We start from the raw sequence: 23,397 nt of genomic DNA, 5'->3' as shown, positions 1-23,397 counted from the left end.
GCAATGACTGGCGTGTAATCTGTAGTAGCATGTTGCTGTAAAAAAGGGTAGAGTGTGTCAAAACAGCGTTTCGATACACTCTCTTTTTAAGAACGCACAAGAAGAATTGCATATCATTTACAGTTTTTTGTAACTGGGATTGATTACCTTTGTCTATCCATTAAACATATCTCCTACTATGAAGAGAAGCACAATTTTTATATGGTTCGTTCTTTGTCCCTTATTATCTTTCGCAAGTTCAACGCTTGATTCCTTGCTGCATGTGCTTGATAAAGCCATTGACGACCATATGATATATACTGATATCCGGGAAAAACGTATTCATGATCTTAAAACAAAGCTGCAAGCCAAAGACCTTTCTCCGGATAGCATTTATGCATTAAATATGGGTTTATATATGGAATACAGACCATATATATGCGATTCTGCTATTTACTACTTAAACCGCAACCTGGATATTGCCGACGTATTGAATGAATTGGATAAGCAAACCGAAACCAGACTTCGGCTTGCCTACTTTCTGGCTTCAACCGGCATGTATAAGGAGTGTATGGATGTACTTGATGGGGTAAACCGGAAAACCTTGAATCCTAAGTATCTGGTTGATTATTATAATACGTATGGACACGTATACGGCGATATGTCCTTTTATTCGCAAGATAAGAGGAACAGCTCCCGTTATGCGGCTATATCCAGAACCTATAAAGACTCGTTGTATAGTGTCCTCACCCCCGATGCAAAGCAATATCTCAGGCTCAAAGAGTATTATTGGTTTTCCATAGGGAAGATAGACGATGCTATGGCCATTAACGATGAGCGCCTCGCCATGACCGAGATGGGTACTCCGGAATATGCTGCGATAACCTATTATCGCTCACTATATTATTCGAGAAAGAAAAACGGCGAGAAGCGGAAAGAGTATCTTGCTCTTTCCGCCATCTCGGATATTAAAGCCTCCATACGCGATAATGCTTCTCTGTGGGCGTTGGCCGACTCGCTTTACTCCAATGGCGATTTAAACCGGGCCTATAATTACATCAAGTTCTCGCTTGATAACGCCAATGCCTTCAATGCCCGTTTGCGCAGCTCGCAGATATCGGGCATACAATCTATTATTAATAAAACGTATCAGATGCGTAGCGACCAACAGAAAGAGAAGTTACGCAATTACCTGATTATGATTAGTTTCCTGTCTGTGCTTTTGGTCATAGCTGTACTGTTCATCTATAAACAGGTAAAGAAGGTGTCTGTAGCCCGGAATAATCTGCAAGCGGCCAATGAAGAACTCAAACGGATGAATCTGGAGCTCTCGGAGTCTAATCTGGTGAAAGAAGAATATATCGGGCAGTCGCTGACCTTATGCTCCACCTATATTAATAAGTTAGAATCATTCAGAAAGCTCATACATCGCCGGATCACGTTGGGACAAACGGAAGAAGTCTTTAAGCTAACCCGCTCGGAAGATTTTATGGAAAAAGAGATGAAGGAGTTCTATACGAATTTCGATAATACCTTCCTGCATCTGTATCCTACTTTCGTGAAAGAGTTTAATATGCTTCTTACCGACGACGAGCAAATCGTATTAAAGAAAGGCGAACTCTTGAATGCCGAACTCCGGATATTCGCCCTGATCCGTTTGGGTATAGACGATAGTTCCAAGATCGCCAGCTTTCTGGGCTACTCGGTAAATACCATCTATAACTACCGGGCTAAGGTGAAGAATAAAACCAGGGTTTCGCGTGATGAGTTCGAACGTTATGTGATGAAAATCGGTGCTCCATCCGATAAATAATGCCTCATTGCAATTAAAATTTCTCTTTATTTATTTGTATAACATCCACTCTGCCGTTCTACGGTGGAGTGATTAACTTGTTGATTCTCAGATTTGTTTTTCTGAATATCCTCCAATTTAATCCACTCTGCATACCCCCGGTGTAAAACCAAACCTCTTTCGCTATACTTTTGCCTTTGTCATTTTAGCTAAGATGCATAAAGTATTAACTTTTAAATTTAATATTCATGAAAAAGAGTAAGCGAAAGAGTACTTTTAAGAGAGAGATCCTTTTTCCGTTATTTGTGTTTTTCTTATCTGTCGGTGCATTCGCACAGTCCATATCTATCAGCGGGACGGTGAAAGATGCTTCAAACGAGCCTATCATTGGAGCGAGCGTGCTTGAAAAAGGAACAGCCAACGGTACGGTAACCGATCTGGATGGTAACTTCAGGCTCAATGTGTCCGGGAATGCCGTATTGACGGTATCTTATATCGGCTATCAATCACAGGAAATTGCTGTTAAGGCAAACCATACCTTTGATATTACCTTAAAGGAAGACACTAAATTCCTTGATGAGGTTGTGGTAGTGGGCTATGGCACGATGCAACGCAAAGACGTAACCACCTCTGTGGCTACCGTTTCTACCAAAGATTTAGACCAGCGGCCCATCATTTCTACCGGAGCGGCTATGCAGGGAAAAGCGGCCGGGGTGCAGATTACACAACCCAACGGACTTCCCGGTCAGGAAATGGTGATTCGTGTGCGTGGTAATTCCTCCATCAACGCCAGCAACGACCCGCTGTATGTGGTGGATGGCGTTCCGATGACGAGCATCAGCTTCTTGTCGCCCAATGATATCGAGTCGATGCAGATTTTGAAGGATGCTTCTTCGGCTGCGATCTATGGTTCGCGTGCGGCTAATGGTGTTGTATTGATTACCACCAAGGCTGGTGCCGAGGGTAGTGCTAAGGTTACCTTTAATAGTTTCGTTGGTTTTTCTAACGTGATCAAGCAGATGAAATCGCTGAATCACGAGCAATATAAAGAGTTGATGGACGAAACCGGGGCCATCAGTCTGCCCGAAGGGTTGAAGGATGAAACGGATTGGTTCAAAGAAACCTATACTACCGGGGTGAATCAAAACTATCAGTTGTCTTTCTCGAACGGGAATGATAAGATGCGGTATTACGTTTCGGGTGGATATACAGAAGACGATGGTATTATTAAAGTAGCGTTTTATAAACGATATAACTTCCGTGCCAACCTGGAGAATCAAATCCGTAAATGGTTGAAAATGAATGTAGGCGCTTCTTATTCCGACTATTCCAGCAATGGAATTATCTCGGGAACGGGCTCCAATCGTGCAGGGGTGGTGCTTTCGGTTATCAATACGCCTACCTATGCCAAAATATGGGATGATGAGAACCCGGGGCAGTATTATAACAACTTCTATGGTGCTAACCTTACCCATCCGGTATCGAATATGTCGCGTAGTGCCGATAACAAAACGAAGAACAACCGTTTGTTGGGCAACATTTCGGGTGAGGTAACGCTGACTCCCGATTTGAAGTTCAAGACCTCATTGGCACTGGACAGGACATATTATCATTATAAGTCATTCTTAGATCCGGTGAAGACCAGTTATGGTAGAGAGCAATTCGGCACGGCGTCCGACAACCGTTCGTTGAGTACGGTATTGGTTTTTGATAACACTCTTTCTTTTGACAAGAGCTTTAACGGGCACAATATCTCTGCCGTGGGGGTTACTTCGTATACCACTTCGGATTATGAATATTCCTATCAGACGGCTTCGCATTTCTTCTCTTCGGATATCCAGACGTTGAACGCGGCCAATAAGATTTCGCAGAGCAATGGTACATCCGGTGCGCAATGGGCCATTATGTCGTATGCGGCTCGCGTGGCTTATAATTATCAGAGTAAATACCTGTTTACGGCCAATATGCGTGCCGATGGTTCTTCGAAACTGGCTCCGGGCAAGCGTTGGGGCGTATTCCCATCGTTCTCTGCCGGTTGGCGAATGTCGGCCGAGAGCTTTATGAAAGATATGACATGGATAGACGACCTTAAGATCCGTGGTGGTTGGGGACAAACCGGTAACCAATCGGGCATTGGCGACTATGCATATATGCAACAGTACAGCATCACCCGCCAGGACTGGACGAAAGAGGATAAAGCAAATGCCATGATTACCCTGTCGCCTGCCAACATGGCCAATCGCGACCTGACCTGGGAAACCACTACGCAAACCAACATCGGTATCGACCTGAGCGTATTGAACAACCGTTTGCAGTTTACGGCAGATGCGTATTACAAGAAAACCACCGACTTGCTGATGGATGTTCCGTTGCCATCGACCGCCAGTGTATCTTCCGTAACCCGCAACGAGGGCGAAATGATCAACAAGGGATTGGAGTTCGCTGTCAATTCCAAGAACCTGGTAGGCGGATTCAAGTGGGACACAGATTTCAATATTTCTTTCAACCGCAATGAGTTGACCAAGTTAACGCTTCAGCAGGTGTATTATTATGCCAAGACATCGGAATCTACCAGTGAGAATTGCGTACGCATGACGGTAGGTAAGCCACTGGGCATGTTCTGGGGATACATCAGCGAAGGGGTAGACCCGCAGACGGGAGATATCGTTTACCGTGATCTGGATGATAACGGAAGAATAACATCGAGCGACAAAACGCACATCGGCGACCCCAACCCGGACTTTACTTTCGGTATGACAAACAATTTTTCTTATAAAGGTATAGGTTTAAGTGTGTTATTAACAGGTTCAGTAGGTAATGATATATATAATGCTTCGAGAATTGAGACGGAAGGCATGTACAGTTCCAGAAACCAGTCGACAGAGGTGTTGAAGCGCTGGAGACAACCGGGCGACGTTACGGATATGCCGCGTGCGGTGATTGGCACGCAGAACGTAAAATCGTCCAGCCGTTGGGTAGAGGATGGGTCTTTCCTCCGGGTAAAGAACGTCACCCTATCGTATGAGTTTGACCGCCGGTTGTTGAGTAAAATCCAGTTGAACAGATTGCAGGTGTATGCTTCGGCGAACAACTTGCTTACGTGGACAAAGTATAAAGGTTTCGACCCCGAAGTAAACCAATACGGTGGTGCGGCTACTACGCAAGGCATTGATTGGGGTACTTATCCGCAGGTCAGATCGTTTGTATTTGGTTTAAATGTTGAATTCTAAAACTATCAGATATGAAAATTATAATAAAAAGTTTATTGTTATTGGCCGTGTGCTTTTTATATACTTCCTGCGAGTTGGATAAAGATCCGGTATCGACGTTCAGCGAGAAGACCATTGCCGGCGATACGGACGATTCGGAGGTTAAATTCGCTACGAAGGCCGAGATGGAAACACAGTATAATGCCATGTATAGCCTGATAAGCGGGTCGGCTCAGCAGGAGTGGACGCTGGACTTGCTGGTGTTCTCTGATACCCATTCGGATAACGCATACAGCGGAGGAACGGGCAATAACTTGGTTACGCTGGAGGCGCAGAGCCAGGATGCCGATAATGGAGTGATTGAACGAAGCTGGAATAAATACCTGAGCTACGTCAATACGGCGAATATCGTTATACTGAATGTAGATAAAGTGCCCGACCAATCGCTGACCGACGCCGAGCGCAAACGATGGAAAGCCGAAGCTAAGATTTTCCGCGGATGGATTATGTTGGATCTGGTGCGCCTTTGGGGAGATATCCCTGTAGTGGTGCAGGAAACCCCGGAAATTACTGCCGAGAACATTGAAGAGGTTTATCCGTTGCTTTATCCCGAAAGAAAACCGGTAGAAGAGGTTTACGCACAGATCGTACAAGACCTGCAAGAGGCGGTTGCCGATGCTCCGGCGGTGGATGCAAACAATAAGTTCCTCCTCACCAAAGGAGTGGCCAATGCACTTCTGGCAAAGGCGTATGCCGAAAAGCCTCTACGCGATTACGACAAAGTGGTGAAGTATTGCAGCGATGTGGAAGCCGCCGGATATGATCTGATGCCGGAATACTCGGACTTGTTTGCTGCCAACGATGCGAAGACGGACGTGCGCTACCGCAACACGAAGGAGTCGATTTTCGAGATCACCTATTCTCCCGGAAGCGGTCAGTGGTTGTGGTCGATGTATGGGGTGAATGAGCTGAATCCGGCTTCGACCTACAACTGGGCCAAGTATCTGACACCTTCAAGAGACTTGATCCGCGCTTTCGAGGACGAAGGAGACGCGGTCCGGATGAAGGAGTCGATGGTTTTTGCCAGTCCCTCGTGGACGCATCATTACAAGAAGGACGATCCTTATTATTATCCTTTCATGTATAAGTTGCGGACGAATGCAACGAGCATCATTAAGATCAGGTTTGCAGATATCCTGTTGCTAAAGGCCGAGGCTTTGGTAGAGCAAAATAAGTTGTCGGATGCGGAGGCACTGGTCAACCGGGTGCGTAACCGTGCGAAACTGGCCAATCTGCCTACGGGCGTGGTGGCTTCACAAGGCAGCATGCGCGATGCGGTAGACAAGGAACGCCGTCTGGAACTGGCTTTCGAGGGGCATCGTTGGTTCGACCTGGTGCGCACGGGCCGCGTACTGGATGTGATGAACTCGTTGCCCGCAAGGGATGAAGGCCGCCGGAAGTCGGATACGTTGACGGAAGAACGGGTGCTCTTTCCCGTGCCTCAGACGCAGATAGATATTAATCCGAATTTGACGCAGAATAAAGGGTATTAGGGTAAAAATGAAAACAAAACTTATCCTCAGCCTTCTGTTCGGCCTCTGTGCGCTGTTTTGCTATTCGCAAAACAGCATCACACAGTCCGGATGCCTGCATGTAGAGAACACAGAAGATTCCGTTTGGTTAACCCGTTACGAGAATGATATTCTTGCATTGGAGAAGCAGGATAAACAGGTGCAGGAGTTTACGTGCGATGCACTCTTCCTCGGTAGTTCCTCCTTCCGGATGTGGAGGAAGATGGCAGAAGACTTCGCCCCGTTGCACGTTGTCAACCGCGGATACGGAGGTGCCTCCATCCGCGACCTGTTGTACAACTACACCCGCATTGTCGGCAAGTACCAGCCCCGGAACATTGTTTTCTATTCCGAGAACGATATTATAGGCTATAAAACGGACATCGGCATCGGCGAATCATTCGATCTTCACCGTCTCTTTTTCGAGAAGCTACTGCACGATTACCCTCAGGCGCGGTTATACATTCTTTCCGTCAAGCCGTCGGGTTCGCGCAAGGCTTTAATGCCCAGGCATAAGATGCTGAATGCGCTGTTCGAGGAGTATGCTGCGAAAACACGTCGCGTTGCTTATCTGGATGTGGCTACCCCGTTGCTGGACGGGCAGGGAGAGATTCGTCCCGAACTTTACCTCGACGACAATCTTCATTTGAACGACGAGGGATACCGGATCTGGACAAACATCATCAAGCCCCGCCTGTCTCCGCCTGCCGGTTATGTCTATAAAGATACGTTCATTCGTGGAGGAGGCCCATACCAACTATTCACCCGCATCTACCTTCCCAAGGGCGAGGGGCCGTTTCCGGTAGTCATCACCCGGACGCCCTACACCTTTAATGAAACCCGTGGCGACAACATAAAGCAAGGGCAGGAGTACGTCCGCCGCGGACTGGGGTACATTCAGCAATACTGCCGCGGAAAGGGCGGTTCGGAAGGCGTATACCAACCCAATGTTTATGAGCGCGAAGATGGACGCGCGCTCGTAAACTGGGTTGCCGCGCAGCCCTGGTGCCGCAGCATTGGCCTGTTCGGAGTTTCGTATACGGCGCTTACCGGTTGGATTGTGGCCGACTCGCTGCCCGATAAAGTGAAAGGAATATATCTTCATCATTACGGAATAGACCGGCACCTGTCGGCCTACAAAGATGGTTTGTTCCGGCACGATATCCTTACGGGATGGGCCATCGACAATGCTTCCGAGGTGAGCCACAAACCCAGTCACGATCCGGAAGAGCCGTATTACGACGAAAGCCGTTTCCGTCCGCACAAAGAGATGGACGTGAAGAGGCTGGGTGTTGAACTGCCGTGGTATCGCGATTGGATTTCGCACCCCGATTACAGCGACCCTTATTGGGAAACCGGAGTCTGGGGGCAACTGCGTGGCATTCCTTCGAAAATCAAGGTCCCCATGACGATCGTGGCCGGACTGTTCGACCATCATCTCGAAGGTACCCTCAAGGGTTACGAACTCCTGTCGCCCGAAACCAAAAAGAATAGCCGGCTGATACTCGGAGGGTGGGATCACTTCTACCAGTATCATCCCGATGTTTCCCCCCAGCCGCATGCCAAAGATGTGGATGTCTTTGCCGATCAACTCGATTGGTTGCACAAGGTAGTGGCCCAGGGCGTTGTGCCCGAAGGCAATGTGCAGGTTTATTTCATTGGTGCCGATTGTTGGAAGACGTATGCGTCATGGCCCATCCGCAGGGACAAAGACGTTGTGTACAGCCTGAGCAACCGGAAAGATGCCGGAAACCACCATGCGTACCAGCTTTTGAAAGACCGTATAAACACCCCGCACACGGGCAGTAGGCAGCTTGCCTCTTCGTCCCTGAAGTTCGTCTACAATCCCCTCCGTCCCGTTATGTCGGTAGGGGGAGAAACCTTGTTCAACTCTTCTGCCCGCCGCGGAAGTAAGCCCCAACCCGAAATCGGCTATCGGGATGATGTTCTCTTCTTCCTTTCGCCACCTCTGGAAGAGCCGCTCACCATAGCCGGTCCGGTAAGGGCAACGATTTATATGAGTAGCGATTGCGACGACACCTGCCTGACATACAAAATCAGCGAGGTAATGCCCGACGGCAGGGCGTATAATATCCGCACGGGCATTACCACGTTGGCCTACCGGAACAATACCTACGGACAAGCGCAAGCGTACACCCCGAATGAGGTGGTGGAACTGAACATAGAAACCCTGCCTGTGACCTGGCAGGTGAAGCCCGGCAGCCGGCTGCGGGTAGATATCACTTCGTCCGATTTCCCGCAATACAGTATACATTCCAATTACGCCGGACTGTGGTCGGAACAGGTGCGGACCCGCAAAGCCCACCAAACCATTTATATGGACGAAGAACATAACAGCCGCATCTCCATTCCGGTGATTGAATGGGAAGATTAAACCAGCTTCATCTCCAACAGAAGGTTTCACCTGTTTGCTGACACCCGGGTGTGAACGGGCTTGACACCCGGGTGTCAGATCTATTCACACCCGGGTGTCAGCAAACGCATGAAACTTTCATCGGCAATATATAAAAGTAGAAGGGGGCGCCTGTGCAGGCACCCCCTTGCGTGAGTCAAATACGAAGCTTTGCTTCGGTGTTATCCTGAATGACTCTTCAAACTTACTTGTTCAATAAATTACAGATTTCCTGATTTACTTTCCGTATCCGGTCTTCTTCTACCTTAATAATCTTCCGGTCATACGTGATCAGTCCGTTAACTTCCACTTCCACATCCGTGGTTTGGGTATAAACGGCTGCGGAGAAGCCACTGCGGATCATTTTCTTTAGCATTTCGGCATACTTCACATACTCGTCTGTTACCTCCTTAGCGTTTTTGAACTGAACGTATCCCCAGTTTTTGTCCGTTTGCCACAGGTGTCCGTCGAGTGGGAGGCCGATGCCGCCATACTCGCCCAGTACTGTTGCCCTTTCGGCATCATACAGATACATTTCCGGACCAGGATAGTTGTGCAGGTCCAACATATCGCCTGTGTGGTAGTGGTTACCTCCACTGGCTGGGTTCACCAGGCGGGAAGGATCGTAGGTTTTCGTCCATTCGGCAAATTCAACTGTTTTGAACTGTCCCCAAGCCTCGTTGAACGGAACCCAGGTCACGATAGAAGGGTAGGAGTGCAGATAGTCCATAATCTCTTTCCATTCCTTGCGGAAATTGGCTTCCGATTCGCCTGTGCGTACGGCTTCGGTTCCGGTGAAGTATTGCCTGTTTTGCCATTGGGGTGAGCGATCGCCGTTGGGCATATCCTGCCAAACGAGGATACCGATGCGGTCGCAGTGTGTGTACCAACGTGCCGGCTCCACTTTTACGTGTTTACGGATCATGTTGAAACCGAGATCCTTTGTTTTTTGTATATCGTACAGTAGTGCTTCGTCGGTTGGTGCGGTGTACAGTCCGTCGGGCCACCAGCCTTGATCGAGCGGGCCGAACTGGAAATAATCCTTGTTATTGAGTTGCAGGCGAACAATGCCATTCCCGTCTCTTTTGCTCGAAACCTTGCGCATGGCGGCATAGCTTTTTACTCTGTCTTGTAGCTTGCCCTGGCTGTAAAGACTAACTTCGAGGTCGTAGAGCGCGGGCGATTCGGGCGACCATAGTTTAGGATTGTCGATGGCAATTTCGAGCATTTCGCTTGTGGCGGCTTTCGCCCTGGCGATGGTTGTATTGCCGTCTTTTACGATCACCTCTACAATATCGCCAAAGGCAGTTCCTTCGGTACAAGCCTTCACGCTCAGTTTCCTGGCATCAATGTCGGGCGTGGTTTTCAGGTTGGCGATGAACTTCTTATTAACCGGTTCCAGCCAAACGGTTTGCCAGATGCCCGATACGGGTGTGTACCATATGCCATGCGGATTTTTATGTTGCTTGCCTACGGGTTGGTAACCATCGGTCGTAGGGTCCCAAACTTTGACCACCAGCTTTTGGGCGCCCGGGGTGAGGTAAGGGGAAATATCAAAACTGAACGGAGCATATCCTCCGGTGTGCGTACCGATCTTGATGTCGTTCAGGTAGACTTCAGTTTTCCAGTCTACTGCGCCAAAGTGCAGCAACACGGTCTTGCTTTTCCATGAAGACGGCACGGTGAAGGTGCGTTTGTACCACAGTTCATTGTCTTTTCCGAGGTTCTTTTGTACGCCGGACAGACTGGATTCTACGGCAAATGGAACCAGGATTTTACCATCGAATTGCTGGGGTTCACGCTGTCCGATGGGAAGTATGGCGTAATCCCAAAGGCCATTCAGGTTTACCCAATCGGTACGCTCCATAATAGGGCGGGGATACTCGGGCAATACGTTGTTGGGGTCGAGCGTTTCGGCCCAATTGGTTTTTATTTTGTCTCCTGCGGGTTTCCATTGGGCATGGAGTCCTGTGGAAGCGAAGAGAAGGGCTAAAAGAATGAGTCTGATTTTCATAATGGTATTATATTTTTCTTACAAAGTCATTTACTTAGTCGTAAACTTATATATGCACGTATGCGTATACGTTTCTCCCGGATTTAACCGTGTAGAAGGGAAGTCCGGATGGTTCGGGCTATCCGGGAACTTCTGCGTTTCCAGAGCAAGCGCTTCCCTATAGCCAATAGCCTTTCCATACTTATTCTTCGCCTTTCCGTCGAAGAAGTTTCCGCTATAGAACTGTACACCGGGTTGATCGGTATATACCTCCATCACCCTTCCGCTGGCGGGCTCATACAACGTCACAGCCAGTTCAACGTCGTTAGCCGATTTACGGTCCAATACCCAATTGTGGTCATACCCCAAGCCATTCTTAAGCTGTGCATCATCCACATTGATTCTCTCGCCGATGGCAGTTGGCGTTCTGAAATCGAAAGGAGTGCCATCTACCGGAGCAAGCTCACCCGTTGGAATAAGAACGCTATCAACCGGAGTGGTTTTGCCGGCGTTGATGGTCAGGATATGATCGGTGATCGTACCGTTGCTATCGCCTTTCAGATTAAAGAAAGAGTGGTTCGACAAATTAACCACGGTTGGCTTATCAGTCGTAGCTTTATATTCAATCTTCAACCCATTGTCTGTTGTGAGCGAGTACTTTACGTCAATCTTAAGCTCTCCCGGAAAGCCTTCGTCGCCATCGGGCGAGGTATAAGAGAACAGGATGGAATTGGGGGTAACTTCGTTTACATCCCAAACAACCATGTCTAACCCTTTGAGGCCTCCGTGCAACGTCTGACCGTTATTATTGATTGGTAACTGATAGGTTACTCCATCCAGTTCGAACTGTCCTTTGGCGATGCGGTTGGCATATCTTCCTACGATACAGCCCATGAAGCGTTCGCCACCATTATTTATATAGCGATCTATGTTTTCGTAACCCACAGCCACATCGGCATACTTACCGTCGCGGTCTGCCGCCCAGATGGAAACGACACGCAAACCGAAGTTGGTTACCTGTACGGTTAGCCCCTTGCCCGAATCCAGCGTGTAAAGAGAGACAGGCTTGCCGTCTACTTCCGTATTAAAGGCCGATTTATCGAGTAATGGCAATTCATTCTTTTTGTTGCCGCTACAAGCAAACATGGCGAATAGGGCGCTTGCGAATAAAATCTTTCTGATCATCATATTTTGTTTTTTAATGAGCCTGATACTTGTCAGGGAAATCTGTCATTAACTGACCGGCTCTTGTTATTTGAAAACCGGAATCGCTGCCTGGTTATCCGGACTATTGCCGTCGACATAAGGCCAGCCGTTGGCGTCCCACCCGATCTGACTGAGAAGTAATACCCTGCCCTGTGGTGCATTTCTGTCTACTCCGTGATACAAGAGCCAATCGTTTCCCGCGTTATCCTGCACAATCTCAGAGCAATGTCCGTTACCCACAAAGCGTTCGTTCGACCCGATAACCACCGTATACCCGTTCTCCATCATATCCTTTCCGGCTTTATCCACATAAGGCCCGAACAGAGACTTGGAGCGGCCCACTACCAATTGGTAAGTACTGTTCACCCCCTCGCAGCAGCTACCGATAGAAGCAAACAGGTAATAGTCATCTCCTTTTTTGTAGATGTACGTACCTTCGAAGGCGGTTCCGGCAATGCGTTTCTTTTCTGCATCCGGTTTAACGGATAGTCCGTCGGCGCTTAGTTCAATGGCATAAAGTCCTCGGAAACTTCCCCAGAAGAGGTATTTCTTCCTGCCGTCTTCTATATAGAACGGGTCGATAGAGTTCTGTACATCAATCTCGTTGCTCCGGAATAGTTTTCCTTTGTCCGTAAAGGGGCCTTCGGGCTTATCGGCCACGGCAACACCCACTCCGCAGGTCCATTCGCCACCCCATACAGACATGGAGTAATAAAGCACATACTGGTCGTTGATGTAATTTATGTCCGGTGCCCACAGCCCGCCATCGGGTTCGAATGTGGGCCGGGAGTTGTTTGTAAATGCGGTGCCGATGTATGTCCAGTCTACCAGATTAGACGATTTTAATATAGGCAGGTTGCGAACATCCTCCGTGGCGTACAGATAGAAGCTACCGTCTTTGGCCCGGATGATGGTAGGGTCCGGCAGGCTGTTGCGCACTACCGGATTTGTGTATGTATCTTTCTCTGGTGCGGGTGGTTCCCCGGCATGTGAGGATGAACTGCATCCGGTAAATAGCACTGTTGCTAATAAAAGACTGAATAAGGATTGTTTTTTCATAATCTTTTGTTTTATAGTGAGGGTGCATTATAAGTAGGACATTAGTCACGTCATTGGTAGCTACTTATGCCCCCTTCTTTATTCCTACTTCTTACTGTTTGTGAAATAGTTACTCACCCGTTCCGGGCTGAGCATTTGCCAAAGAGAAGCAACCGTCCATCCCGGTGCAAAGATCGTATTATAAAATCCTTTTCCATTCTTTCCGTAGTCCCAATTTGTATGTTGTACAACTTCGGGATAATAACCTACCTTGCCGATATCAAACATATGACCTTTGACAGGCATTAACTGCAACATCGAGGTTTTGATCACTTGCGAGAATTCCGAGAAGCGGGCCTCGTTCCGTTCTTTGGTCAGCCAGTCTAACACAGTGGCAAATTCAAAGATAAACACATCAATGTGGTTATTCTCTACCGATACATTGCCCCAACCGCGGGATTGGAAACCTACATCGCCCAACATTTGCCCCTGAGCAAACGGCAGATCCCACAGGTAATACCAGGAAAGGCAGAAGTATGCCGATTCTTTGGCCAGGTCGATATAATGTTCGCGCTCTTTGCCTTTGGTCACCATCGACAGATAGTACATAGCAGTAGAGGCATACAATGAGGCTTCTTTATCTTCACAATTAGAGTCTAATGTCGAAGAAAAGTAATCAGCCTTCGATATGAGTTCTTTTTCCAGATAGACGGCGGTTTTGCGGGCGCTCTCCAAATAGCTCTTATTCTTGAAGTAAGAGTAAGCCATAGTGAGTGGGAGCGTGGCCGATGGGGTACTGCCACCCGATGCGTCGGAGATATTAAATGCGTTATCAAACTTTCTGGGGAAGCTACCATCTGCATTTTGCAGTTTCAGAAGATTGTCGAGCAATGTTTTCATCTTCGCTTCCCATTCGGTATGCTTCCGTCCTTGCTTTCTTTCGTAGTCGAGGTAGTTCAGTATGGCAAATGCTCCTTCGGACTGGCGGCGGATGCTGTAGATGGTTGTCTCGCTGTTATCATCATAGTTTACGAACTCTCTGAAGAATCCGTTGGATGTAAATCCGTGCACCAGATAACTATCGAACACCGCGTTGGCCTTTTGCACCAAACCGGGCTGGCTGTGTGTTTCTCCATACTCCAATGCGTTGAATGCATTGAGCAATACACGGCCAACGAATCCTACCTCTACGGAACCTACGCTGGCACAATCGTCTGTACGCATATGTACACCAGAGAAATACTTCAGATCATATTTGTCTACATAACTTTCGGTAAAGAAATTGCTCAATACCTGTTTTGCGCTTTCCGTATTCCATCCGGTTTCTACGGTGGTTGGTTTGTATTTATCATAACTGTACTCCCAGGTGTTGGCCACGAATGTAGAGAAATCTTTGGCCGTGCCTTGAGCTATTTCCCAGCAAAGTTCGCGTTTCTCTCCCTTTTCCAGTTTCTCAAAAGCCTGTACGGCAGGAGCTAATATCAGTTTACGTAGATAAGTGTTCGGAGCTTCATGGTAAGGGAACCCGAAAACCAAAGCCGTATTCCCATCCATGTTTCTGAATCCGGTGAAGCCCAGGGAGGTCTTTCCGCTTAGAATAACTTCTCCCGCCTGATGCGTGGTGAGGCATTCATCTTTAAAATCGTCTAGTCGGAGAACGGTGTAGTACTCTCCGGTTTTCTCATTAAATATACCCGTCATCGGGGCGCTTAGCCTATCTTCACGTACCTGCCAACTGTCGCTGGTGTGGAACGATGGGGCTTCCTGTGGTGAACGCAGGTTGTGGCGATACCAGAATCCCGGCATATAGAACTGGCAGTCGCTATGACTGATTTGGTCTAGTTCGAATATCTGTTCAAGATTGTAGTATGCGGTTTCGGTAGCCTCTATAGTTACCTTTATTTGTTTGACAGTGCCTTCTTCGGAAACCTGACGGGTGATTTTGAGTGGCAATGCGGTGTTCGCTTTCAACTCTCCCGATGGGGTGGCTTGTAGTTCATAACTTTCGGCCGGGTTGCCCGGTGATTTTACGGATAGCTTGTATGCAAACTGTTGCGCAGTTGTATTTGCCAGCGTGCAGGTGATCAGTGCGATGATCGTGAATATCTTTTTCATATCTATCTTTGTTTAGAGATTAATAAACAAGTTGCGGACGGATGATCTCTCCGGATATTTTCATTATGGCCGGATCATCGTTGGTAAACGTTACATCTACAATGTACATGTCGCGCGGGTGAATGTTATTCTTGTCGCGATGGGCATGGAATACCATCTTCAGCTGACCGGATTTGTCTTTGAACAGGGCGCTATGTCCCACTCCGACAAGTGTTTCGGGCTTTTGAAAGATTGGGTTCTTGTCATATTTCGTCCACGGTCCCATTGGAGAGGTGGCTGTGGCATAGCCTACACCATAGAACGGGCTTTCGTAGCTGTTGGCAGAATAGATCATGTAATATAATCCGTTGTGTTTGATGATGTATGAACCTTCGTTGACACGTGGCCAGACTTCTTCCCACTCTTGCGAAACGTGCAGGCAGGGTTGCATGGTTTCTGTTTTAAGCGTTACCAGGTCTTTTTCCAGTTCGGCAATCCAGATATTGTTACCATCGTTGAACCGGACGAAAGATAAGTAAGGCGTGCCGTCATCATCTATGAACAATGAATTGTCGATGCCTTTTTCGTTGGCTATCATCGGTTCCTTTATGCTTTGTATGAAAGGGCCGGTAGGAGAATCTGAGGTGGCTACACAGATGTGCTCATCGGCCGAGTAGTACATATAGAACTTGCCGTTGATGTGATAAACTTCCGGTGCCCAGAACCAGCGGTCTGCCCAGGAGTCTTGCTTGTTCAATGCCAGGTTTTGTTCCTTTTTCCAACTGAGGAGGTCGGAAGAAGTATAGACTTCGATTCCGTCATTGGCATGGGTACCGTAGGCGTAATAGGTGTCCTGGTACAACATGATGAAAGGATCTCCCAATGGCACGGGATAATGAATTGTCGGATTTCCTTCCTTCTCCTGGTCTGACGAACAGCTGCTGCAACTCCAACATAGGGATGCCAGCACAAGAAATAGTAAATTTAGTTTCTTCATGGTCTATTCTTTTATTAGTTATATTATTCGGGTATGTGGTACAGCATCATCCCATTGAAGGATGGCGTTGCGTTTTCGGCATATATTCCCACTTGCGACGGAGTATTGCTAATCTTCATCCGGGTAATCAGGTTGCCATCTACAAAGACATAGAGTTGGCCTTCTTTTTTAACGAACCGTAGGTTGTACGATGTTTTGAATAGCTCTTTGGTTCTTATTTTATAGATGTAAACGCGTTCGTCCTGCGGATCTTTATTGATAAAACGTAGCGCATCGGTTTTAATGGGATGTTCGAATACGACTTCGTTATACATAGCATCTTCCGTAGTTTGGATTTGAGCAATGGGTGCCGGAAGCCATTTCCCGTTGTCTATCTTGTACTCTACCGATAGTTTATCGAACATATTGTCGATGAATACCCCTTCTTCACCGGTTGCCTGACGGTTTAACTGAATACCATCCATCCAGACGGGATAGTTGAAGGTGTATCCTTTTTCAATGAAGTCGGTGTATTTAATATCTGCATATTGGGTTTTCCAATCTGCCAGGCTGAATGTTTCAGGAGATTTGGCTTTTCCTTTCTCCATCCGTTCTATCGTAAGGTGTTGCTTATCAAAATCAAGGCTGGCTAAAATGTAATTGTCCTCATTTATATATACAGGATAGGCGCCAACTTTTCCTTTTTCTGCCTCGTTGGCTACTTGAAGGGAGAACTCGTATTGCGAAAGCATATCGCCTTTGAACGCTTTGAACAGGGGGGCGGTGCCCATATTGTCCCAGCCGGTGATGTTATCGTCGAATTCATCCCAGCCGATGGTATATAAAAGCCCGTTGAATGCCGTGCTTCCGTTTCCGGAGAAAAGGCCGGGGATTCCTTTTCCGGTGATGTTTGTTTCCAAAACCGGCGAAGCGCCGGGGGCGGGGATATCGTCTATACGAAAGGAGAAATGAGTAACGTTTCTTTCTACGCTTATTTTATGGTATACACCAAACTTAAAGTCCTGGGGCAGGGCATATGTTTGGGTAGTGCTTTCGCCGTTTCTGCATTGCTGTACGTACCAGCTGGCTGGCGCTTCCAGTCCAACCTTTATCCAGTTGTTTTTGTCCTTCCACCAGGCAATGACTCCTGCGGTTGAGGCTGTTTTTATTCCGGCTTCGAACAGGTAGGAAGTGGCCGGAGTAGCTTCGTTGGTTAATAACTTTTCTGAGTTGGCCTGTAAAGAGAATTCTTCGGTACAGGCATAAGTGGCTTTTGTTGGTTCGGGATAATAGCCTTCGGTCTGGCTTGCAGTTATCCCGTCGGCATGCATCGTTTTGTTGTGGAAGTAGATACGGTTGATGTATTGGCCTCTTCTGTCCTGGTTCTTGTTGGCCATATAGATAAGCCACCACTCAAAACCATTCGGACCACGGAGGATATTAGGCTGTCCGGGCGAGAAGAGGAGGCCGTCTGCCGTGTGGACTGCATGCAATAGCGGATAGGAGTATTTGTTGCCATTGTTGAATGAGGTGGGCGAGTCGGCCTCGGCTACGCCAAGTTGATAATTTCCATATTCAGTAGAAGTATGATTGGCGTTGTACATCATGTAGTATCTGTTGCGGTATTTTATTACCCACGGGCCTTCGGCCACGCGGTTGTCCATCGTTTCCCAGGTACCGGGCAGGGAGGCGAACAGATAAATGGGGTGTCCGTCGAATGTACGGGGATCTTTCATGGGGCGTACCCAGATGGTGTTTCCATCGGTGAAGCGTACCATGTACATGTATAGTTTGCCGTCGTCGTCTTTGAATACCTGCGGGTCGATGCGGTTGTCCATCCATTGGTCTTTTACGGGTTCGTGGTAGGGGCCGAGGATGTCGCTGGATTCGGCATGGGCAATGTGCACAATGTGTTTATCTTTTCCCCAGTGGTTTACCGACCAATAGAGGTGGAAGGTGCCGTTCAGGTAGATCATGTCGTTGGCATGTATCTGATTGTTTTTGGCTCCTGTTCCGGCGGTCCACTCGTTGTCCATGTCTATTACGTGGAAGGGGCCGGCCCAGTTAACGAGGTCGGTGGAGGAGTAGAAATCGCCATTTGTATTGACTCCACCAATGTAATAGGTACCGTTGTGTTTGATCACGCCGGCATCGGCCACACCGGGTAGGACCGGGTTGTTGATGTTTTGGGCGGATAAGGCGCCGAAACATGCGAAAACGAGAGGTAATATTAGTTTTCTTGGGGTAAACATGGGGTATAGGGTTTGAATGAAATTATTTATGTGTGTCTAATATCCACCCCCTGCCCCCGCCAGCGGGGGATAGGCTGCGCACCATCCGCATGGAAACCTGGCTCACCGCCTCGGTGTCCCCCGCTGGCGGGGGTAGGGGGTGGATATTAATACACATCTAATTTAAATTATTAATAACCCGGATTCTGGGTAAGTAGCTTAACGCCATCTACTTCACTTATATCCACTTCATCCCTTGGGATAGGCAGACGTCTGTGTTTACCCACAACGAAGTTATTGAAATCTTTGTCGCGAGCTTTCAGCTCATCAATACCGGCTTGAGAATCAAGTAAGCCCCAACGTTTCAGGTCGGCCCATCTCCAGCCTTCGAAGCAAAGTTCCAGGGTACGTTCCATTTGAAGACGTTTGATGAAAGCTTCTTTTGAGTTCAGGCAATCTTTCCACTGGCTGTCTTTCAACTTAGTCATACCGGCACGTTCTCTTACTTTATCCACATGTACGGCGGCATCTGTAGGTGTGCTTCCTGTTTCTACAAGACATTCTGCATAGTTCATCAGGATATCTGCATAGCGCATAATGCGGTAGTTGTTGCGTGCAAAGTAATCTTCACGTTCGCGGTAATAAGAAGTGTTGTACTTACGGATGTAACAATCTTCCGCGTCCATTCCCCATTCCGGGAACCATTGCGAAGCATCTGCATTGGCATAGTATTTCTTAGATTGATCGGGGAAGTCATCACCAAAGTTCTTATAAAGAATACTGCTATATAGACGCAGGTCGTTTCTTCCGTCCGCCATTCTTTCTTTCAGGAACTCGTCTACCAGCCAGCGGCGTGCTTTACCGTCGCCCCAACCTGTACCATGATCGCCACCGGGAGCGTAGAATTGTGTACGTTGGAATCCGAATGCCATGCTGGCGTCATTTCCTGTACCACCTTTATTTTGATCGTCGAACTGGATTTCGAAGATACCTTCCTTGTTGTTCTCATCTAAATCGGTAAAGTTGTTTTCGCGGTTATCAATAAGTCCGTATATAGACCCTTCTCTTTCGATGAGCCATTGCAGTTCTGTTTTTGCTTTGTCGAACAAACGTTGTTGCATATAAGCTTTGCCGAGCAATGCTTTGGCAGCTCCTTTTGTGGCGCGTCCCAGATCGGCACCACCCCATGAGTCTGGCAAATAGGTAGCAGCAAAGGTAAGATCTATTTCTATCTGATCCCAGATTTCTTGTTCGGAAGCATCCGAAGGAACATAGCTGGTATCTTTTGGTTCCAGAATCAATGTACCTTTATCCCATAACAGATTGACCTGGAAGTACCACAAGGCACGTAAGAAAGAAGCCTGTGCCAGTATCCGGTTTTTCTGAGTTTCGTCCATCTCGATCTCGGGTACATAGGTCAACACCTGATTGCAACGGAAAATTCCGACATAGAAATGTTCCCAATGTACGTTGTTTCCTTCATAGAAATTGTAATTATTATAAAGGAAGCGCGCCCAGTCGGCCAACTCGGTCCAGGGCGAGGAACTCCATCCTTCGTCCGATGTCAGGTCGTAACGGAAAGAGAGCCAGCGCATCCAGGTTCCTTCTTTATATAAGAAGCTGTAACAAGCGTTTACACCTGCTTGTGCATCATCTGCCGATCGCCAATAGGTTGTATTTGTCACTTCATTGGGGTTGTCGATGTCCAGTAAGCTGGAATCACATCCGGTACCCAGAAGTAAAGCACCGGCTAACAATAATCCATATATCTTTTTCATAATTTAATTGTTCTACTGATTTATAAATTAAAAGGTCAAATCCAAACCAAACATAACAGAACGTGTGTTGGGATATGCATAGCTATCGGTTCCGCTGTTCCAGATGTTGGTATTTACGAAGTCGGGGTCAAGTCCTTTATATCCTGTAATGGTAATCAGGTTGCTGCCGGTGGCAAACACGCGAAGGTTATCAATGCCCAGGTTACTTAGCCAGTTCTTCTTGAAGTTGTATCCGATAGAGATATTCTTCATGCGGAAGTATGAGCCATTTTCTAGGAAGCGGTCGGAATCCTTTGAGTTGCGGCCATCGCCATAAATGATACGTGGGGTATTGGAGTTCGGATTTACCTGATAAGGTTCTTCGCCTTTCTTGAAGCTGATATAGTTGGAGTTGTCGGAGAACAAACGGCCTTGCCATTGTGCTACGTTGTAAACTTTGTTGCCGAACTGGCCGTTCCACATCATGCTGAAATCAAAGTTCTTCCATTCTGCATTGAACATGAATGACATTTGCATCTTTGCCCAAGGGCTGCCACAGAACACGCGGTCGTTGTCGGTGATGTTGGCGTCCTGATATCCTTCTCCGTCGGGCATGTCAATGTACTTCACGTCACCCAGTTGCGGACGCTTTCCGTCGATCATGATCGGTCTGCCATCGGTGGTCACATAATTGTCAATTTGTTCTTGCGTCTTAAAGATACCGTCTGTTTTAAGCAGATAGAATTCGGCCAATGATCTGCCGGGTATTGTTCTTGCCTGGCCCGAGTCGATGGATTCTTTTCCTACTCCCAGACTGAGCACTTTATTATTCAACGTAGTTATATTCAACAATGCGCTGTATTTAAAATCGGAAATCTGATCTTTCCAACCTACAGTAAATTCAAATCCGCGGTTACGCAAGCTGGCTGCGTTAGATTTTGGTGCTCCTCCCTGATTACCAGTAGATATGGCAATCGGTGTATCGGCCAAAACGTCTTTTGTTTTTGAGTTGTAGTATTCAGCGCTGAATGTTAAACGTTGATTAAGGAAGCTGGCATCGAAACCTACGTTCACTGTTTCTTTTGTTTCCCAAACCAGTCCGGTGTTTACTAATTTTACCTGCGTACCACCCGATTGAATGGCTCCTCCAAAGACGGTTACAATACTCTGGTTGATGGTTCCGATATAATCCCATTCGCCAATAGAAGCATTCCCCAGGCGTCCCCAGTTACCTCTCAGTTTCAGGTCGTTGATCCAAGGCACATCGAAGAAACCTTCTCTTGAAATTCTCCAGGCACCGGATATGGATGGGAAGTTTCCCCAACGGTTTTCCTTTGACAGGCGAGAGGTGCCGTCGCGACGGAAAGTGGCTGTCAGATAGTATTTATCATCATAAATGTAATTGGCACGTCCCAGATAGGAAATCATAGCGCTTTCCCGGATGCTGTTCGAGTTTTGCTGGTTGCTTTGTCCGGCATTCAATACAGTCAGGTAGTCGCCATTGCCCAGCATCGGGAAGTTGAGGCGGGATGCCCAAAGACCTTCCCATTTATTGTGCTGATAGGTTGTACCGGCTACAGCATCTACGTGATGCTTTCCAAAGTCTTTATTGAAGTTCAGGGTATGTTCAATCAGCGTGTTAAAGGTATTGTCGCGTGCTTTCTGACTTTCCGGATCGCGGTGTTCCTGGTTTTGAGTCCAGTTACCTTCGCCGCGGAACCAGGAGTTTTCGTAGAAATACAGGTCGATACCACCATTGAATTTGTAAGAAAGGAATTCGAATGGTTTGAACTCCAACCACATCGAACCGTTCAGGCGATTCTCGCGGATGCGACGGTCTTCGAGGTCTTCGCGGGCAATCGGGTTCACACCGAATGTGTTGTATTTTGCCTGGTCGCCATAACCATATCCGCCCGGATTGTTTGCATCGTAAACCGGAATGGTAGGCATCATACGCAGGAAGTCGTTGTACGTATTGGTCTGGTTAGGGTCGGTATTCGTGTAAGAATAAGCCAGACTTTCGCCGAAGGAGAACCAACCTTTTTTACCTTGTGTATTTACGCGGAAGCTGTAACGGTCGAATGTATTTCCATAAGAAACACCATCATTCGTGTAGTAACCTCCGGATACGAAGTAACTTCCTGAGTCGCCACCACCCGAAAGTGATACGTTATAATCCTGAACCAGTGCTGTGCTCAATACCTCGTCCTGCCAGTTGGTATCGTAAGACGAATGCTGTTGCGTGGTTGTTATAGAGCCGATGCCGTCTTTGATGGCTTCTTTGTAAGCGATGTCATTATATTTAATATAATCGGCTGCGTTCATCAGGTCGTACTTCGGACTCCATTCCAGTGTTTCTTTCACGCTTACATTGACTTTCATAGGGCCTTTTGAACCTCTCTTGGTTGTAACGATAATTACACCATTGGCAGCACGCGAACCGTAGATGGCAGCGGCCGAGGCGTCTTTCAGGATCTGGATAGACTCCGCGTCGGCGGGGTTGAAGGCAACGCCCGGGTCGGTAATCATACCATCGATTACCCACAACGGAGAGTTGTTACTCAAAGAGCCTACCCCGCGGATTTGAATCGAAGCGTCTTCGCCTGCTCTACCTGTGCTGCGCACGTTTACACCGGTGGCCAAACCCTGCATCTGACTGACAAGTGTTCCGGCCGAGCTTTTCTTCATTTCTTTGGTATCTACCACGGCAACAGCTCCGGTCAGGTCGGACTTCTTAACCGTTTGGTAACCAATGACAACGATTTCGTCCAATATTTTGGTATCAGATACCAGGACTACGTTCAAGTTACTCTGTCCTTTGTAGACAATTTCTTGTGTGGTGAATCCAATGTAAGAAAATACCAACGTCTGCCCCTGATCTACGTTGACAACATATACGCCATCCAGATCGGATACAGTACCTGTACCTGCACTTTTAATGGAAATACTTACTCCGGGAAGCGGCTCTTGGTTTTCGTCCGTAACTTTCCCTCTTAATTGTACACTCTGTCCGTATGCGGATAATGTACATAATGCTAACAGTGAAAAAAGAATTCTTTTTAGCATGTTTTTAGTTTTAAATTATGGTTAACTAAATAATGAATGTCGAGACAAATGTATGCTATTACTAAAATTTCT

General features: G+C 47.5%; 12 protein-coding genes. 4 read left to right on the top strand and 8 right to left on the bottom strand.

What is annotated here, in order from left to right; all coding sequences use genetic code 11:
• Positions 1-178: 178 nt before the first annotated feature.
• From D0T87_RS18400 to D0T87_RS18385, 4 genes are all read left to right on the top strand, one after another.
• The gene (locus tag D0T87_RS18400; RefSeq protein ID WP_163176755.1) at positions 179-1,792 is read left to right on the top strand and encodes a DUF6377 domain-containing protein; all 1,614 of its coding nucleotides are present in this window, start codon (positions 179-181) and stop codon (positions 1,790-1,792) included.
• A 227-nt stretch (positions 1,793-2,019) separates the two neighbouring features.
• A complete protein-coding gene (locus D0T87_RS18395; RefSeq protein WP_163176753.1) occupies positions 2,020-5,001 on the top strand; it encodes a TonB-dependent receptor in 2,982 nt (993 codons plus the stop codon).
• Positions 5,002-5,012: 11 nt separating this feature from the next.
• Positions 5,013-6,533, top strand: a complete 1,521-nt coding sequence (locus D0T87_RS18390) for a RagB/SusD family nutrient uptake outer membrane protein (protein WP_203558729.1) — start codon at positions 5,013-5,015, stop codon at positions 6,531-6,533.
• A 7-nt stretch (positions 6,534-6,540) separates the two neighbouring features.
• Positions 6,541-8,946 carry a CocE/NonD family hydrolase gene (locus D0T87_RS18385; protein ID WP_163176751.1) on the top strand — a complete coding sequence of 802 codons (2,406 nt, stop codon included), beginning with the start codon at positions 6,541-6,543 and terminating at the stop codon, positions 8,944-8,946.
• Between the two features lie 223 nt (positions 8,947-9,169).
• Here the strand turns inward: D0T87_RS18385 and D0T87_RS18380 are convergent, their stop codons facing one another.
• The 8 genes from D0T87_RS18380 to D0T87_RS18345 form a co-directional block, all read right to left on the bottom strand.
• Entirely contained in the window at positions 9,170-10,978 is a 1,809-nt protein-coding gene (locus D0T87_RS18380; protein ID WP_163176749.1) for a glycoside hydrolase family 2 protein, read from the bottom strand.
• A 30-nt stretch (positions 10,979-11,008) separates the two neighbouring features.
• Complete coding sequence (locus tag D0T87_RS18375) at positions 11,009-12,145, bottom strand: aldose epimerase family protein (protein ID WP_370526914.1); 1,137 nt, start codon at positions 12,143-12,145, stop codon at positions 11,009-11,011.
• Positions 12,146-12,208: 63 nt separating this feature from the next.
• A complete protein-coding gene (locus D0T87_RS18370; protein ID WP_163176747.1) occupies positions 12,209-13,222 on the bottom strand; it encodes a family 43 glycosylhydrolase in 1,014 nt (337 codons plus the stop codon).
• A gap of 84 nt (positions 13,223-13,306) precedes the next feature.
• Positions 13,307-15,316 carry a hypothetical protein gene (locus D0T87_RS18365; RefSeq protein ID WP_163176745.1) on the bottom strand — a complete coding sequence of 670 codons (2,010 nt, stop codon included), beginning with the start codon at positions 15,314-15,316 and terminating at the stop codon, positions 13,307-13,309.
• 19 nt (positions 15,317-15,335) lie between these two features.
• Positions 15,336-16,292 (bottom strand): glycoside hydrolase family 43 protein, encoded by a 957-nt coding sequence (locus D0T87_RS18360; RefSeq protein ID WP_163176743.1) that lies wholly within the window; start codon positions 16,290-16,292, stop codon positions 15,336-15,338.
• Positions 16,293-16,315: 23 nt separating this feature from the next.
• Positions 16,316-18,523, bottom strand: coding sequence for a family 43 glycosylhydrolase (locus tag D0T87_RS18355; protein ID WP_163176741.1), 2,208 nt, complete (start codon positions 18,521-18,523; stop codon positions 16,316-16,318).
• Between the two features lie 170 nt (positions 18,524-18,693).
• The gene (locus tag D0T87_RS18350) at positions 18,694-20,280 is read right to left on the bottom strand and encodes a RagB/SusD family nutrient uptake outer membrane protein (RefSeq protein WP_163176739.1); all 1,587 of its coding nucleotides are present in this window, start codon (positions 20,278-20,280) and stop codon (positions 18,694-18,696) included.
• A 27-nt stretch (positions 20,281-20,307) separates the two neighbouring features.
• Entirely contained in the window at positions 20,308-23,325 is a 3,018-nt protein-coding gene (locus tag D0T87_RS18345; protein WP_163176737.1) for a TonB-dependent receptor, read from the bottom strand.
• Positions 23,326-23,397 lie beyond the last annotated feature (72 nt).

It is taken from the genome of Bacteroides sp. 51 (genome assembly GCF_010500965.1).
Lineage (GTDB): Bacteria > Bacteroidota > Bacteroidia > Bacteroidales > Bacteroidaceae > Bacteroides.
This window is presented reverse-complemented; position numbering and strand designations above follow the sequence as displayed.

Excerpts from the sequence above, each read along its gene's own strand:
- D0T87_RS18400 (WP_163176755.1), top strand. The coding sequence starts at position 179 with ATGAAGAGAAGCACAATTTTTATATGGTTCGTTCTTTGTCCCTTATTA.
- D0T87_RS18395 (WP_163176753.1), top strand. The coding sequence starts at position 2,020 with ATGAAAAAGAGTAAGCGAAAGAGTACTTTTAAGAGAGAGATCCTTTTT.
- D0T87_RS18390 (WP_203558729.1), top strand. The coding sequence starts at position 5,013 with ATGAAAATTATAATAAAAAGTTTATTGTTATTGGCCGTGTGCTTTTTA.
- D0T87_RS18385 (WP_163176751.1), top strand. The coding sequence starts at position 6,541 with ATGAAAACAAAACTTATCCTCAGCCTTCTGTTCGGCCTCTGTGCGCTG.
- D0T87_RS18380 (WP_163176749.1), bottom strand. The coding sequence starts at position 10,978 with ATGAAAATCAGACTCATTCTTTTAGCCCTTCTCTTCGCTTCCACAGGA.
- D0T87_RS18375 (WP_370526914.1), bottom strand. The coding sequence starts at position 12,145 with ATGATGATCAGAAAGATTTTATTCGCAAGCGCCCTATTCGCCATGTTT.
- D0T87_RS18370 (WP_163176747.1), bottom strand. The coding sequence starts at position 13,222 with ATGAAAAAACAATCCTTATTCAGTCTTTTATTAGCAACAGTGCTATTT.
- D0T87_RS18365 (WP_163176745.1), bottom strand. The coding sequence starts at position 15,316 with ATGAAAAAGATATTCACGATCATCGCACTGATCACCTGCACGCTGGCA.
- D0T87_RS18360 (WP_163176743.1), bottom strand. The coding sequence starts at position 16,292 with ATGAAGAAACTAAATTTACTATTTCTTGTGCTGGCATCCCTATGTTGG.
- D0T87_RS18355 (WP_163176741.1), bottom strand. The coding sequence starts at position 18,523 with ATGTTTACCCCAAGAAAACTAATATTACCTCTCGTTTTCGCATGTTTC.
- D0T87_RS18350 (WP_163176739.1), bottom strand. The coding sequence starts at position 20,280 with ATGAAAAAGATATATGGATTATTGTTAGCCGGTGCTTTACTTCTGGGT.
- D0T87_RS18345 (WP_163176737.1), bottom strand. The coding sequence starts at position 23,325 with ATGCTAAAAAGAATTCTTTTTTCACTGTTAGCATTATGTACATTATCC.